14 protein-coding genes are annotated in these 16,074 nt (G+C 43.5%); 4 read left to right on the top strand and 10 right to left on the bottom strand.

The genetic code is table 11. The annotated features are described in order from the left end of the window. Nucleotides 1-44 precede the first annotated feature (44 nt). The 4 genes from DUN60_RS23635 to ompW form a co-directional block, all read right to left on the bottom strand. Entirely contained in the window at nt 45-797 is a 753-nt protein-coding gene (locus DUN60_RS23635) for a diiron oxygenase (protein ID WP_208638366.1), read from the bottom strand. A 26-nt stretch (nt 798-823) separates the two neighbouring features. Beyond that, on the bottom strand, nt 824-2,527 hold the full coding sequence (locus DUN60_RS23640) for an AMP-binding protein (RefSeq protein WP_054546283.1): 1,704 nt from the start codon (nt 2,525-2,527) through the stop codon (nt 824-826). A 797-nt stretch (nt 2,528-3,324) separates the two neighbouring features. Beyond that, nucleotides 3,325-5,151 carry a choice-of-anchor I family protein gene (locus DUN60_RS23645; RefSeq protein ID WP_114635647.1) on the bottom strand — a complete coding sequence of 609 codons (1,827 nt, stop codon included), beginning with the start codon at nt 5,149-5,151 and terminating at the stop codon, nt 3,325-3,327. A 203-nt stretch (nt 5,152-5,354) separates the two neighbouring features. Then, a complete protein-coding gene (ompW, locus tag DUN60_RS23650; RefSeq protein ID WP_048611623.1) occupies nt 5,355-5,984 on the bottom strand; it encodes an outer membrane protein OmpW in 630 nt (209 codons plus the stop codon). Nucleotides 5,985-6,384: 400 nt separating this feature from the next. Between ompW and glgC the strand changes: the two genes are divergently transcribed. Next, nucleotides 6,385-7,605: a glucose-1-phosphate adenylyltransferase gene (glgC, locus tag DUN60_RS23655; RefSeq protein ID WP_114635648.1), complete on the top strand. Its 1,221-nt coding sequence runs from the start codon at nt 6,385-6,387 to the stop codon at nt 7,603-7,605. A gap of 122 nt (nt 7,606-7,727) precedes the next feature. On the opposite strand, the gene DUN60_RS23660 is transcribed toward glgC, so the two are convergent. Both DUN60_RS23660 and DUN60_RS23665 read right to left on the bottom strand, forming a co-directional pair. After that, complete coding sequence (locus DUN60_RS23660; protein WP_004733003.1) at nt 7,728-9,158, bottom strand: YfcC family protein; 1,431 nt, start codon at nt 9,156-9,158, stop codon at nt 7,728-7,730. Nucleotides 9,159-9,569: 411 nt separating this feature from the next. Next, nucleotides 9,570-10,154 (bottom strand): hypothetical protein, encoded by a 585-nt coding sequence (locus DUN60_RS23665; protein ID WP_114635649.1) that lies wholly within the window; start codon nt 10,152-10,154, stop codon nt 9,570-9,572. 420 nt (nt 10,155-10,574) lie between these two features. Here DUN60_RS23665 and hpf point away from each other — a divergent pair, with 420 nt between their 5' ends. The 3 genes from hpf to DUN60_RS23680 all read left to right on the top strand — a co-directional run bounded on the left by hpf (nt 10,575) and on the right by DUN60_RS23680 (nt 12,245). Then, complete coding sequence (gene hpf, locus DUN60_RS23670; RefSeq protein WP_004733000.1) at nt 10,575-10,931, top strand: ribosome hibernation-promoting factor, HPF/YfiA family; 357 nt, start codon at nt 10,575-10,577, stop codon at nt 10,929-10,931. Between the two features lie 279 nt (nt 10,932-11,210). Further along, complete coding sequence (locus DUN60_RS23675; protein ID WP_081279990.1) at nt 11,211-11,366, top strand: DUF3012 domain-containing protein; 156 nt, start codon at nt 11,211-11,213, stop codon at nt 11,364-11,366. Between the two features lie 99 nt (nt 11,367-11,465). Beyond that, the gene (locus DUN60_RS23680) at nt 11,466-12,245 is read left to right on the top strand and encodes an HAD-IIB family hydrolase (protein ID WP_114635650.1); all 780 of its coding nucleotides are present in this window, start codon (nt 11,466-11,468) and stop codon (nt 12,243-12,245) included. Nucleotides 12,246-12,421: 176 nt separating this feature from the next. Here DUN60_RS23680 and phnE (DUN60_RS23685) read toward each other — a convergent pair whose 3' ends face one another. From phnE (DUN60_RS23685) to phnD, 4 genes are all read right to left on the bottom strand, one after another. After that, nucleotides 12,422-13,225: a phosphonate ABC transporter, permease protein PhnE gene (gene phnE / locus DUN60_RS23685; RefSeq protein ID WP_004732994.1), complete on the bottom strand. Its 804-nt coding sequence runs from the start codon at nt 13,223-13,225 to the stop codon at nt 12,422-12,424. Beyond that, a complete protein-coding gene (gene phnE, locus DUN60_RS23690) occupies nt 13,225-14,049 on the bottom strand; it encodes a phosphonate ABC transporter, permease protein PhnE (protein ID WP_054541529.1) in 825 nt (274 codons plus the stop codon). The genes phnE (DUN60_RS23685) and phnE (DUN60_RS23690) overlap by 1 nt, the downstream gene beginning before the upstream one ends. Further along, a complete protein-coding gene (gene phnC, locus DUN60_RS23695; protein ID WP_004732991.1) occupies nt 14,037-14,807 on the bottom strand; it encodes a phosphonate ABC transporter ATP-binding protein in 771 nt (256 codons plus the stop codon). The genes phnE (DUN60_RS23690) and phnC overlap by 13 nt, the downstream gene beginning before the upstream one ends. A 128-nt stretch (nt 14,808-14,935) precedes the next feature. Beyond that, a complete protein-coding gene (phnD, locus tag DUN60_RS23700) occupies nt 14,936-15,976 on the bottom strand; it encodes a phosphate/phosphite/phosphonate ABC transporter substrate-binding protein (protein WP_114635651.1) in 1,041 nt (346 codons plus the stop codon). Nucleotides 15,977-16,074: the final 98 nt, after the last annotated feature.

Genomic DNA, 16,074 nt, shown 5'->3' on the forward strand with positions numbered 1-16,074 from the left:
ATTTTTCTCGATGGAATTCGATGCGCATTGGATTATTCATTAGCTCAGTTTCTCAGTGCCAGTGGTTCTAATATCCCAGCATCACGATATGCAGATGTGTTATAGAGTGCTCCAATATTAATATCTATCGATGTTTGTAGCTGCTTCGCTAACATTTGAGGGCTTCCCTCACTTTCAAGCGCCGCAGGAGCCAAGTATTCAAGAAGTTGACGACCGTATGCTATATGTCTTGATTCGTCTTTGTAGTGCTCTTCATTTATTTCTCTTACAAAAGGGTGAACACGCTCATCTTTAGCATTAACAATATTATAGTGGTGGCCAATCTCTTCAAAAATCAATATTCTCGCGAATATTAAAAACTGTTCTTCAGAAGGAGTTAATACTGGATTTTCCAATTGAAGCTTTCTATTAGGATAAACAGTATTGGTATAGTCTTTACAAAACTTATGGAAATACCACATATGCTGGTTTTCTTCATCAATCAAATGAAAAAGATATTCTCTAGCATCTTTTAGTGTAACTTTATTCAGTATCCGGCTTACCTCATGTATCAACTCCAACTCTCCGGTATAATTGAGGCTAAAAGTATTCACGCACTCCCATTTAGATAATTTTTTAAGTTGTTCTTCAGAAAAAGTTTCGAATTTTTCAGTAAGGCTAACACTTAAAACATCAGGAGATTGCCACCATGAGTCCTCTTCAATATGTTGGGGCCAATTAAAAAAACCAAATGCATAGTTGTGCTTATTCACAGACAACTTAGATAAGTTGTCTGTCCTTCTTAATAGCTGTGACATTGTTAGTTCCGTCTAATTTAGATTATTTATGCGCTTGCAGACACTCGTTTAGAGTAAGCAGTGTTAGAAGACTTATCTTTCTCTGTTAATTTACTTTCAATGATGACCTCATAAGGTAAATTCAAGTTAAGTAAGTGTTCATAACGCTCTTCAATTTTATCCCTTTTGAGCTTTAATGTAGGCGTTAGCAAGCCATTCTCAATACTCCAGGGCAGCTCAACTAAAATCAGGTGATCTAGCCGCTCATGAGCTTCTAATTCTCTGTTTACTTTCCTTAAAGTAGCTTTAAGTTCTTTTCGTACATGCGCAGCGGTACTAGGTGTGCCTTCGCCTAAAACAATTAATGCAATCGGTTGTTTTCTACCAATTCCCATAACACACACTTGTTCAATATCTGGATTCCTACCTAAGCTGCTTTCAATGGGTACAGGTGAAACGTATTTTCCTTTACTCGTCTTAAACTGTTCTTTTACTCGTCCAATAATTCGCCACGAGCCATTAGCATTGAGCTCGGCTTTATCACCCGTCTTAAACCAACCCTCTTCAAAAGCGGCTTTGGTGGCTTCTTCATTTGCGTAATATCCCGAGAAGACAGCATCCCCTTTGATCAGAACTTCACCTTCTTCAGATAATTTCATTTCGACACACGGTTGAGGCGTTCCAATTGTTCCAAGGTGCTCGAAATCAAAAGGGACATTGCTACACGATAGGCCTGACGTTTCTGTCATCCCCCAACCTTCACCGATACTAATACCGATCTTATGGAACCACAGAAGCACTTCTGGGGAAATAGGTGCACTACCAGACCCAAATAAAACCGTGTCTTGAAGTCCTAGATTTTCACGTATTTTACGCGCAACAATTTGGCCAATAATCGGGATTTTTAGTAGTAGCTGTAAACGATTATTTGGCATCTTCGCCAAGATTTTAGACTGGAACTTAGTCCATAGTCTTGGTACTGAGAGGAAAGCAGTTGGGCGAGCATATTTAACATCTTCAATGAAGGTATCAATTGATTCAGTAAAAAACACTTCAGCTGGATTATAAATCGATGGAAGTTCAACCACACAACGCTCAGTGATATGAGCTAATGGCAGATAAGACATAACGCGAGTTTCCCCCGGTTGAAAAAATATCTCACTGCCAGATGTTGCTGACGACGCAACGTTTAAATAACTAAGTTCAACTCCCTTTGCCAAACCAGTGCTACCAGAGGTGTAGATGATCGAAAACGTATCGTTAAGGCTGGGGATGTTAATATTTTCAAGTGGCGTTAACATCGGCAACCAAGCACGCCAATCAAGCTTGCAATCAACTTTAGCACTAGGCATTGCTATGGTAAGTAATGAATCAGGTAAAGCTTTGCTGAGCTCTTTGGAATCATCAAGCTTGCCGATAAACATCGCTTTAGCGCCACTATGTTCCAACACGTACTTTATGTTGTCTGAACTTGCTGTTGGGTAAATCGGGACACTAATCAGACCAGCCATCATTATTGCTAAGTCACATATGTACCACTCAGCCGAATTTTTAGCGATGATGGAGACTTTGTCCCCCTCGACTAGTCCATTGTCAACTAAACCTTTTGCGACTTTCCGTGCCGCGATATCTGCCTCACACCATGTATAAGTATGCCACTTACGATCAACAGGTTGATGAAGCCACACTTTGTCAGGGTGCTTTTTAACATTAGCTTTCAACTGTTCTAACGGCGTACAGTAAGTTGTCATAGTTTAACTTTCCTTAGTTATTAAACGGTTTCAGACCTTAAATTCAACAACGCTACAGCACTTCGATAAATTTAAGCTCCCTAAAAAAGGTGTAAATTTAACCACCACCTGGTCAGACCACGCTAACTTTTATTAACATTTAAGCAACAAATACTTATCATCTAGTTATTAAACTGAGATATGAGACAGCAACACTTAGCCCGACAAATGATTGTTTTATAAATTAGAAAGGTCATTTACAAAATGGTGAGGTAACTTCGGAGTACATTTGTTGCCCGAATATATTACTGTTAATTCAACAACCGTAAGCGCTAAATCTATAGGGTGCCTATTTTTATCAACACGTCTGTCGTATATCACGGTAGTCTTTGCAATCGTGAACTTACCTATGATGAATTAACTTAATCTCCCCCATTTAACTGATGGGGAAACAGTTGAAATCGACGTTTACCTACTTCTTTAAAAGTGTGTCATTGAATAGATGTCGTTTGACAAACATATTTATTACGCAGCAGAAAAAGCAAGCTTTCTATATAAGCGCTAGAGGAACTTTTGATACCAGTAAGCGAGCATGGCTGAAGAGACGTTACTATGTTAAACCTTCCCAAAATGAAGGTATGAAATTTTTTCATCAAAATGTTTGCTCTTCTCTGATTGTTGTTCGGCGACTAAACCCTACAACTTACTATCGTTTATTTTAGTTTCAGCAAGCCATCAATAAACTAAAAAAGCGCCACGACTTAACAAGTCGTGGCGCTTTTGTTTTTGTTGAGTCTAGTTACACGCAGTAACCGTGATTAAAACTCAACGCGATAAACTGATGTGCTGCCGCTCACTTCATTGCCGACCGCGATAAAGTGGTTACCAGAGCGAGTGAAATACTTGATTGACTCTGGGCCTAGGTCACCCGCTTTCGAGTTGTAAGTCTCGTTGTCGCAATCACCATCTTCATCAACCTTAGTGCACACAGGCTGAGTAAAGTCGCGGTTATTTAGATAGCTGATGAAACTTGCGTTCTTAGGCTGCGTTACGTCGTAAACCATAATGCCACCCTGGCGCTCAAGTCCAATAAAGGCATACTGCTTGCCGTTAATCTCAGCGACTTCAATAGCTTCAGGCTCTACCCCTTTATCATCACTGCGATCGTCACCGCTTTGGTTGTTATCATTGGTGCTGTTTAAGTTTTCAGGATCTTGATCAAGAACGATTCGAGCAAAGTCATCACCGCTATCAAACACTAACTCGCCAGACTCATCCCAAATAGAGAAAGAACGGCTACCGAATGCTTGAACCTTTTGGTCAGCAGCAAGTGTTCCTTGTGGCTTAATCACTTTAAGACGAGCAAGTTGCTTATTGTCTTTGAGTGCCCCAGCCAATGGGTGGTTCGAGTCAACATCTAGCTTCTTACCACGCACTTCATCGATATAAGCAATACAAAAGTCTTTTTCTGTGGTGTAGTTTTCGGTGCCTTGGTAATCGTCACCATCCCACTCAAAGCCTTTGTCATCACACATTTGTTGTGTCGTCTTGATGCCATATTCACGGCCATCACCTTCGTTCGCAGTCACAATGTAGGTGTTCCCATCAACACTGTAGTTCGTGATGCTGTCTGGCATGTAAAGGCCTTCTAACATTGCGTAGCTTTGTAGATTACCGAGTTTCTTGTCTTTGTTTGACGCATCCAACTGAGCAGTATCCCAAGGCTTTCCACCTAATCCCAGAATCGCATCCACTTCTGCACTCGCCACGTCAATTGCTGCCAATGCATTGTTCTCTTGCAGGGCTACGTAAAGCTTTCCGTTATCAGCAAACGTTAGGTATTCCGGTTCAAGGTCTTGAGCAACGGTTGCATTAGGCGCCGAGATTCGAACCTTGTCTGTCAGTTCGGCATAGCGTGGCTGACCTTGGTTGAATGCCTTAAAATCAATTTGAGTCACTTTCGCTTGCAACGGACCGTTGGTTAAATCCACCAGTGTCACTGAGCCTTCAGGATCAATGCTGTAATCCGCATTCGGCTCTCCTTCATTTGCTGATGCGATGTAACGGCCATCCTTAGAAAAGCTCACCATGTCTGGCAATGCACCAGCAGTGTATGTGGTGATAAGCTCTAGCGTGTCTGAGCGATACAGAGCAATGATGCCATTTTGTTGCTTGTCGGCGTTTTCAATCGCGACAGCAACTAAACCCTGATGAGTCGATACACTGTTCGCAGCACCGATATTAATACCAGAAGCCGCAGCGGCTGATTGAAGGTCGATAGAGCCCTCAGAGGTTGGTGCGCTGTCAGCGTCCATCGATAGCACATCAACTTTCTGTGCTTGAGCGTTAACCACATAAAGCTTGTCGGTACATGAATCGTAGCTGACGATTTCGGCTGCAGAAGTATCAAACGGGGCGTCAGCAATAGCACGACCAACCAGACTAATTCCAGAAACAGTGGCATCTGTCATGTTCGGTTGTTGAATGGATTGGCATTGGAGGCTAAAAGTATCAAGTGACGTTTGAGATGATGTTACAGTCGTTGATGGTGTTACCAACGTTGAAGTTGACTGAGAACACCCAACCAGAGCAGAACTTACCGCGATAGGCAGTAATAGTGTCAGCTTATTGAATTTACGATTCATATATCCTCCATGATTTAAAACGCGATCATAGAAGGCTGTCATGACACTTATCTTTCTCTTTTATTAACAATAAATGACAACAATCAGTTTACTTTACCCATAACAACAATAAGTTGGAGTAAGCATTTCATTAACAAGCAAGCAAAAAAAAAGCGCCCAAGCTGGCTGGTGCTTGAGCGCCTTTAGTAAACTGAATCGGTGGGTTAGAAGTTGTAACCACCACCGATCATGAATACCCATGGGTCGATATCAACGTCTGTAGAGTAATCAGTGCCGCCCAAATTATATTTGGCCGTCGTATCAATATCTATATACCAAACTGACGCATTCAAGAACCAATCGTCGTTGATCATGTAATCCATACCGATGTTAGCAGCCAAGCCCCAAGAGTCATCAAGTGATACATCGCTCAGTCCATCGATCTTCGAACCTTCGTCAAAGAATACGGTGTAATTGATGCCGCCGCCTACATAAGGACGAAAGTCACTCTCTGCGGTGCCAAAGTAATACTGAACCATAAACGTTGGTGGTAAGTGTTTTGTATCAGCGATTTCACCAAGACCAGTCGCGGAAATATTGTGAGAAAATGGGGTTGCAGCTAAAACTTCAAAGCTGATGTTGTCGGTAAACATATAGCCAAATGTTAGACCAAGCTGCGTATTCGAATCTAGAGAGAATTTAGTACTTGAACTACCAGCAACAGGGCCGCTGCTTTCGTTTGGAGATACCGTTGCTGCACCTGCACGGATGATGAAATCACCTTCTTTATGAGCAAGAACATTGGTTGACATAAGAGCCGCAATAACCGCAATACCACATACTGTTTTTTTCATTATAATTTCCTTTTGAGGGCTTAATTCTTTATTGGTGAATGAGTAATCATTTCTTATTTTGCGTGCAAGGTAGCATATAATAACCCTACTTTATTGATGGAAATCAATTTGTGAAAAGTTGTGATTATTTATGTAAATTTATATCGACCCGGTCACTTTATTCCTTCATTTTATTGACAGTTTTGTAATGCAACTTTTCCGTGCGTCATCTTGTTAATTTGCCCCCTCACTTTGCCCGGATCTCTTCGGATCAAAATAGAGCAAGCCAATATCTCGTACGCATCAATTTGGTGCAGTTCTACAATAATCAACCTCACCTCGTTTAATATTCAATGAGTTACATTTGGCTTAGTGCTTGCAAGTCTATGTTCATAATCATAAATACATTGAGGTTCTGACCATGCAAGACACTCTAACAATCGTTCTGGCCGGCGGTGTTGGCTCTCGGCTTTCTCCCCTCACCGATAACCGTGCAAAACCTGCGGTGCCCTTTGGTGGCAAATATCGAATCATCGATTTCACACTCGCGAACTGCCTGCATTCTGGGCTTCGCCAAATTTTGGTACTGACTCAGTACAAGTCTCACTCTTTACAAAAACATTTACGTGATGGTTGGTCGGTGCTTAACCCCGAGCTCGGCGAATACATCACCAATGTTCCCCCACAAATGCGAACCGGTGATAGCTGGTATAGCGGTACAGCCGATGCGATTTATCAGAACCTGTATCTGCTTTCTCGTAGTGAAGCTAAGCATGTGGTGGTGTTATCAGGCGACCATATCTATCGCATGGATTACGCGCCAATGCTCAAGCAGCACAAAAAAAACGAGGCCGATTTAACCGTGGCGTGCATGGAGGTTTCGATTGACGAAGCCAAAGAGTTTGGTGTGATGGAGATAGATAAATCTCTCGAGATCAATAATTTTACCGAGAAGCCACGCTACCCTGCATGTGTACCTGGTAGGCCAACTCGAAGCATGGCTTCAATGGGTATTTACGTCTTTGATAAAGAGGTGTTAACACAAGCGCTACTGGCGGATGCCGAAGACCCAAATTCAAGCCACGATTTTGGTAAAGACATCATTCCTAAATTAGTCGGCAGCAACAGTGTTTACGCATACAAGTTTGGTGATGAAGAAGGCCGAGTGACCCAAGATGCGTACTGGAGAGACGTTGGTACTATCGACTCATATTACCAATCGAATATGGACTTGTTGAAACCAGCCTCGCCTATTGATTTATACCAACCGGATTGGGCGATTCGCACCTATGATCCGCAACTGCCGCCAGCACGAACCATCGCTTCGGTAGAAGGTAACCAAGGGATATTCATCAACTCGATGATCGCGAATGGGGTGGTAATTGAAGGCGGTTCAGCGCAAAACTCTATCTTCTTCCCTAAGGTCAAAGTGAGCAACGCCGCGATTGTGATTGATAGTATTCTGTTTGAGGACGTTGAGATTGGGCGAAACTGCCATATTCAGAACTGCATCATCGATAAGAACGTTAAGGTGCCTGATGGAACCCAAATCGGCATTGATAGTAGAGCGGATTCAGAACGATTTCATATATCAAAGAAAGGCGTGATTGTGGTGCCCTCTTCTTACCAATTTGAAGAGTAATCTTGGTCATTGTAATAGCTTTTCTTTAAACGAAAAAAGGCAGCGAATTCGCTGCCTTCTTAGTAATTCACACGGCCTCAGTTAAACCCTAACTGTCCATGCATTCGATTAAACAGAAACCCTTAGAAAGGCCCTAGCTCAATCATTTGAGCAATCACAACTGAAATCAAAGCACCCACCGACCAGAACAAGAACAGCGGTAAGAAGAAGCGAACCCACTTAGTGTAAGGCACTTTTGCAATAGCCAATACCGCTAACAAGCCACCATTGGTTGGGTAAATATAGTTAGAAATACCATCACCCAGTTGAGAAGCCAGTGCTGCTACTTGACGAGTCACTTGACCAATATCTGCCAATGGAATGATGATTGGCATAGTGATCACAGCTTGGCCACTGCCAGACGGAATGAATAAGTTGATCGCAGCCTGCGAGAAGTAGATCCCTGCCGCTGCCACGAGTTTAGAGCTACCAGAAATGATCTGTGCGAGATAGAAGATAATAGAATCGACGATCTTCGCGTCTTCCATAATGGTTAACACTGATCGAGCGAAGAAGATGATCAGCACTGCCACCAATACATCGCTAACACCTTTGGTCCAATACTCACAAATCTTGTTCGGAGATAAACCGGCAACCAAACCCGGAATGATCGCCATTGCCACGAATGCACCCGCAATCTCGGTAAAGCCGAACCCCATCGTCAACGTGCCGAAGATCATGTATGCGAATACGCCCAAGAACGCGATGCCCGCAAGCTTTTCACGAGTAGTCAGTGTTTTCGCTTCAACGCTAGATTCGTAGTGGTACCCCGTACCATGCAACAAACCTTTGGTTGGATCTTGCTTAACTTTGCGCGCGTAGTTAAGTACATACCAAGCACCCGTTAGTAACATGAACATGCCAACAATAAAGCGGTACCACATGCCTGAATACATAGGCAGTTCAGCAATAGTGTGTGCGATACCTGTGAAGAATGGATTAGCTAACGCCGCAGCAAAACCAGCACAACTTGCCAGTAAAACAACACCAAGTGCCGTTATCGCGTCATAGCCAAGTTTGATACAGATAGGGATCATCAAAGAGATAAAAATAACATCAAGCTCACGCATACCGGTGAAGGTGACGTTGAAGAAGATCGCAGTCATGATCACAGGTGCAATCACGTACAAGCCTTGCTTCTTTAGCTTAGTCGTCAGCGCAACGACGGATGCGTCTAACAAACCCATGTGTTTGATAATGCCGAAAGCACCACCCACAAATACCACAACACCCATCACACCAGAAGCGGATTTGAAGCCTTTAAAAAATGATTCGAAAAAAGAGGCTAATGTTGTTGGGTTACTGGCTAATAGTGTGTAACTGTCTGGGTCGATAACCGTGCGGCCATTCATGACCACTCGTTCAAACTCACCAGCAGGGATGAAGTAAGTTGCGATTGCAGCAACAATCACCATGATAACCAAAGAGAGAAACGGGTGGTTTACTTCTTTCTCTATCGGAGCTGTGTTACCAGCTTGAGATGTAGGTACGGACGTAGATACCGTAGTCGTCATATAGACTCCTTACTTGTCAGCAACTAAGGAGTACTTAGCTGCCGAGAGGGATTTTTGGAAAAACGAAACCCTTCACGCAGAACTAAGCTCGCGCTAATTTAGGCTGTTTCAAAAAGGCCTTTGATAGATGGTGCTCTCAAATGTACATAGTGAAGTAGTGAGTACTACTCTCTTTGCGTCCGAGCAAAATGCAGATGTTCAGCCAAGTCAGGCCAAACTGAATGAGGTCATTACGGGCAGATAAACAAAGAAATCCGCTGAGTAATATGTTTTTTATCAATTACAAAGACAAGCCGCGCATGCTAACACAACGAGCGGTAAATTGTCAGAAAAGTGTGAGTTTCGTCATGTTTTGGTGGACTTAAAAAAGCGCCTAGCAAAAACTGGGCGCTTTTCTTACATTGAACTGAATTACTTAGGCGCTAGCTCATAGTTTTCTTGCATCTCATGAGGGGCAATCCCGTACTCATAGTCCGCTAAGTAACCATCCTTGTAGACCTTCATTCCCTTCTCATCCCAGCTCACTTTGATCATCGCCGTGTTGCCATCTTCACTGCCTAACAGCTCAAGCATTTCAGCATCGATCTTAATCGCTTTAATGGTTTTAATACGCTTAAAGGGCTTAAATTCAGTGGTCGAGGTTGGCAAAGATCCGTAGCTGCTGATCCATGTCTCTTTAGGAACTAGCCATTGGTTGAAAACATCATCCACAATCGCTTTAGGCATGCTCGCGATAACAACAGAATCTGTCATTACGTTGTTCGTCTCTAAGCTGTAACCGCCCTCACCGTCTGAAACATAGGTAGGGAAATCAATGCCAATTTCAGACTCTGCAGGCAAACGACCTAGAGTGACCGACTTCTTAACGTACAGTTCTGCAGTTTCAAACTGCTGCATGATCTCTGGAATTTTCTGAAACTCAACAGGGGCAGCAAATGCATTAAAAGCGAAAGAAAGGGAAGCTGCGATTACAGCGAATTTAACAGGCATTTTCATGTTAACGGGTCCAAATAGAAGATGGCAGTTAGAGTATCCCGTACTAAAATTCATCTCAATATCTCATTGTTCTTTATATCAGTAATTGTGATATCGGCAGAGCAGATATGTTTTGTTCACTAAAATGGATGTGGATTTATAAAAGCAGACTAGAATAAGTATTTGGAGTGATGCGTGATTAGGGCGATAAAAACTAAGTTGAAAGAGTGAATTGGAGTAATACTTCAAAGGTGAGGGATTTTTAAACACGTTTGAAATTCACGAAACATAATATGCGACCAGTTCATCGGACTTTCAAGGGAGTAATGGGAGATTATTTGATAACACTGAAGTGAATCACACATGTGCTATTTCGCAGTTGGTTAAACTCACCGATGTTTGCTACGTTTAAATGACACAGTCATTGGAAAGGTATGATTTATGAAAATAAATGTTCAAACACATCACGTATCAATTAACGACGAGTCACGCAAAGACATCGAAAGTAAATTCGAGAAGATATCGAACCATTTCCCATCACTGATCAGTTGCGACATCATCATTACTAAAGAACACGGTCAACATCAGGTAGAAGTATTCACCAACTACGAAGGTGTACGAGTAACAGCAAAATCTACAGACGATGTTATGTACCCAGCTATCGCTGCAGCACTCAAGAAACTTGAAGCAGGCCTAAGTAACCGTAAGGGACAATTGAAAGCAGACCTACACGAGAAACCAACGAGCACGAAGCCAGAAATCGCTTCGGACATCATCCAAGAGATGAAACTGGTATAACTCGACAAGTAGTTAAAGCGCACTAACGAATAGAAGCGCACAAGAATTTCAAAGCCAGCACATGTTGCTGGCTTTTTCGATCTTCCCCTCAATCTCTATATCAACCTATCACTTTGATTTTGACTATCGCGACGGCCTAACCCCTTCACTTCCCATCTTAGAACCAAGCCCAACTCTATATCGTTTTTAGCAAACTTATGTCACCGGCTGCTATAACAATCGCTATTAGTATTTGGTACAGTTATAAGCAGAAATTTAGAGAATAAAGGAATCTTTATTATGAAAAAAATCGCGCTAATTCTATTTCTAGCGACTCAACTGATGGCTTGCACAGAAGTGGGCAGTGAAGCTTGGTGTACAGATATGAAAGAAAAGCCGAAAGGCGACTGGACTGCCAATGAAGCCGGTGATTTTGCTAAACATTGTATTTTCTAAACACGGTTAAGCGTTAATTAACGACACTGAGTGAAAGACGTTTAACGACGAACTGAGCACTCCACGCAACACAATAAACCCGAATAAGTGAGTTTGAGGATGGAACACCAACTAGGTAATGACTGGCAACACATCAACTGGGTATTAACCGACGTCGATGACACGCTCACTTGGCAAGGTTCACTCCCTCCAGAAACCCTGATTGCGTTACAAAAGCTGAGAGACAATGGATTCAAAGTGGTCGCAGTAACGGGAGCCTGTGCTGGTTGGTGTGACCATATTGCGCAGCTTTGGCCTGTCGATGCCGTGCTTGGAGAGAACGGCGCCTTCTTACTAGAGAAGCAAGATGGTGCATTACAACTCTCATCTGAAACACCGCTAGAACAAGTGCGTCAGAACCAAGCTAAGCTAAAACAAGAAGTTGAAGCGATCTTGTTGAGTTATCCCGACCTATCACTAACTTTGGATCAATCTTACCGCTTGTGTGAGGTCGCGATTGATATCGGCCAAAACCGTAAGCCTGTTGATCCTGAAACTGTTCAAGCGGTACTCGAAAGAATACACGCTTTAGGCGCACACGCGACGGCAAGTTCGATTCATATCAATGCTTGGTATGGCGAACACTCAAAGAAAAACGCAGTACACCGCTTCCTTGCTGATAAAGGCTTATCGCTTGAGCAAATCCACAATGAGGCTTGCTATGTCGGCGATTCAATGAACGATCAACAGATGTTCGAATCACTACCACTCACCGTTGGCGTGGCAAACATTAAGCATTATTGGGATAAGTTAGATCATCATCCAAGTAAGGTGATGTCGCAGCCGGGTGGCTATGGGTTTGCAGAATTTGTGGATGCGCTGCTGGCAGTTAAAAGCTAGACACTTAAAAACGAGTCACGCCCTTCTACTTCTAACAAGGTCTCAGGTCACTCAATAGACATAAAAAAACGACCGCTAGGTAGACCGAAGTACCTAGGGTCGTTTGAGCTTCAAAATGCTAGATAAGCTCTTAACTTTGACACATCACACAAAACACGCTGCATTGCACCATATGTTTATATGAGTTTGTTACGGATGTGGATCACTACGGCTTCTGCAACGATGACCACTGCGAAGATACTCACTAATACCATCGAAACTTTTTGCCACTCAAAAAGGTTCTGCGCATCGTTTAGCACCACGCCAATACCACCAGCGCCCACTAACCCCAATACCGCAGATTCACGCACATTGATGTCCCAACGGAACAACACGATGGAGTAGAATGCGGGCATCACTTGTGGCCAATACCCTTTAAGCAAGATGCTCATCCAAGAAGCGCCGGTTGCGCGCAGAGCTTCGATAGGCCCCATGTTCACTTCGGCAATCGCTTCCGCTAACAGCTTCCCTACAAAGCCGATACTGCGAATGGCAATTGCCATAATGCCTGCGAGAACACCGGGGCCAAATAGTGCGATAAACAACAAAGCCCAAACCAATGAGTTCACAGAACGTGAAGACACCAGAAAGAATTGAGCCACCCAGTTCAGCGCTTTATTAGGTGTGATATTTGGCGCGTTCAACAACGCCAACGGAATTGCAAATATCAAGGTAAACAAGGTACCTAACGTCGCAATGTGCAGTGTTTCTATCATCGCTGCGTGGATTGATTCAGGATAGAAAGCGTAGTCCACTGGCACCATACGCTCGAACATGTCAGCAAACTGCGCTGGCGCGTCGTATAGGAACTCAGGAATCACTTCAACCGTCTGCCAAGACCAAACAATCGCACACACTAAGCTAAGGTAAACGGCAAATCGAGCCACACGTTCGTTGGGTGTAAAGCGCTGCCACTCTTTATCGATAGATGCAGTTGTCATTAGAAGATTCTCCTAACAATGTTGGAAAGAAATTCACCCACAAGAATCAATGCGATAATGGTGATCAAAATAGCGGCGACAAAGTCGTAGTCAAAACGTTGGAATGCCGAAAATAACGTGCCGCCAAGGCCGCCTGCACCCACAATGCCAACCATGGTTGAATTACGTAGATTGGAATCAAGCTGGTAGCTAGCAAAGCCAATAAAACGAGTAAATACTTGAGGCATTACCGCATACAAAATGACACTGATAAAACTGGCACCGGTTGCTTTAATCGCTTCAACCGGTTTAAAAGAGATCTCTTCAATCGCTTCTGCAAAAAGCTTGGCAATAAAACCAATCGATGCGAAGACCAAAGTCAGGATCCCTGCTAGGGCACCGAAGCCCACCGCTTTCACAAATAGGATTGCGATGATCACCGGGTGAAAAGAGCGACATAGTGCGATGAAACAACGTATTGGCGTCGATACGATTGAAGGCATCATATTTCTCGCAGCTAACAAGCCCAGAAACAATGAAATAACGATGCCAAAGAAGCTTGAGATAATCGCAATTTGTAAGCTTTCCGCTAATCCACTCAGCAGTAAGCTAGTACGCGAAAAATCAGGCGGAAACATTCTTGATAGTAACCGCTCACTTTCACCAAAACCGATGACCAAACGATCAAAGGTTAGCCCTAACGTCGAGAAACTGTAAAACAGATAAGCAACTATCGCAGCGATGATTGCTCGGTTAGTCCATGAGGTTTTGAATGGGTTTTCATGCTTCGCTGGCGACTGGTTTGACGGTACGCTTGGCGATGAACTTGGGGTTAATCCAGCCATGACTCACCCCCGTAAATGATTTTTAGATCTTCTTCTGAGATCCCTTCAGGGCTACCGTCATAATGCACTTTACCGTTACACATGCCGATGATGCGCTTGGCATAACGCTTGGCTAAGTTCACATCGTGGATGTTAACCAACACGGGAATGTTTTTCTGTTCTGCGAATGTCTCCATCAACTCCATGATCTCAACCGCGGTTTTCGGGTCGAGTGATGAAGTCGGTTCATCCGCCAATAAGATATATGGGTCTTGCATAACGGCGCGAGCGATACCGACACGCTGTCTTTGGCCGCCCGATAAACTGTCGGCACGTTGGTTAGCAAAGTCTTGCAGGCCAACAAATTCAAGTAACTCGAACGCTTTTGCTAGGTCTTGCGCAGAGTAGTTGCGACGCCATGCATTCCAAGCGGTCATGTAACCCAAACGGCCACTCAACACGTTCTCGATAACCGTTAAACGTTCGACAAGGTTATATTCTTGAAACACCATGCCGATGTGTCGACGCTGTTTACGTAGCGCTTGGCCTTTTAATTGAGTCAGGTCTGCGCCATCAAATATGATCTCACCTTGGCTTGGATCGTTGAGTCGGTTGATACAGCGTAGAAGTGTACTTTTACCTGTACCAGATGGACCAATGATCGCGATGATGCCTGGTTCATCGATATCAATATTAATGCCTTTAAGGATTGGCTTGCCTGCCACATATTCGTGGAAAAGGTTGTTTATCTTTATTCCTTCATAGCTTGCTACGGCCATACTGCATTTCCTTGTGCGAATTTTCGAATGATCTATGCCCTACCCGCGAGGGCATAGATATTTAGTTGAAGTAGGTATTTTAAAAGGGCTAAGTCTTTCTAAAACTTAGCCTTCTAATAGAAAAAGAGTTAGCCGTTGTTTGCTTGTTTTGCTAGCTCAGCTGCTTTTTTCTTTGCGCGTTTAGCCGCATCTTTTTCAGCCAATTTCTTCAGGCCTGTTTTGGTGTAAGCCGTACCTGTCGCATGAGCGATATCACGAATCACATCCCACTCTTCTTTGTAGCTGATTGGCGAGAAACGATCTGCACCTTTAAATGATGCGCTCATCTCTGGTGTAAAGCGGTAGCTAAAGAAAGCTTCGTTGATCTTCTCAACTAGCTCTGGTTTTAAGTTGTACGCGTAACCAAAAGCAGACGTTGGGAAACGTGGGCTACGGTAGATGATCTTCAGTTCAGAATCGTCAACACGACCCGCTGCTACCATACGATCGTACACGTCCGATGCCACAGGTGCTGCGTCATAATCTCCATTGAAGACACCTAGAATCGATTGGTCATGCTTACCTGAGTAAAGCACTTTATAATCTTCATCTGGCACTAGGCCTTTCGCTGGGAATAACGCACGTGGAGCTAGGTTGCCAGAGTTGGAAGATGCAGAAGTGTGTGCAACCTTTTTGCCTTTCAGATCAGACATTTTGTTAATGCCGCTATCTTTACGCACAATCGTGATTAGGTTGTAGCCTTGGAAACCAGACTCATCGCCCTTCACCGCAATTGGAACGTAACCTGCCAAGTTAACTGCGTAGCCTGTTGGGCCCGTAGAGAAACCAGCAACGTGCAGTCGACCAGAACGCATCGCTTCTACTTGCGCAGAGTTCGAGTGAACTGTGTAGTAAATCACTCGCTTACCTGTAATTTTACTTAGGTGAGCTTGGAAATCCGCAAACGCATCTTTGTACAACGCAGGGTCTTCTACTGGCGTGTAGGTAAACACAAGCGTACTTGGGTCATTCCACTCATCTGGGTTCTTTGGTGAATCGGCCACCAAATCTTGGTTTTCATCACAGTATCGATCGTCTAACACACCACGACTAGAGCAGTCGCTTGCCATAGCCATTGAAGGAAGTAGTAATGAGCTAACGATTAACAGTCCTTTAACACTGATTTTCATATTCAAACCTTACTTTTACTTATTGTTGAAAGTCACCTTCACTATTGCAGCCTTTATGCCACCTTTTTATATCTTTAATTTCAGCGACTTAAATAAAA

Source organism: Vibrio splendidus (assembly GCF_003345295.1).
GTDB lineage: Bacteria > Pseudomonadota > Gammaproteobacteria > Enterobacterales > Vibrionaceae > Vibrio > Vibrio splendidus_K.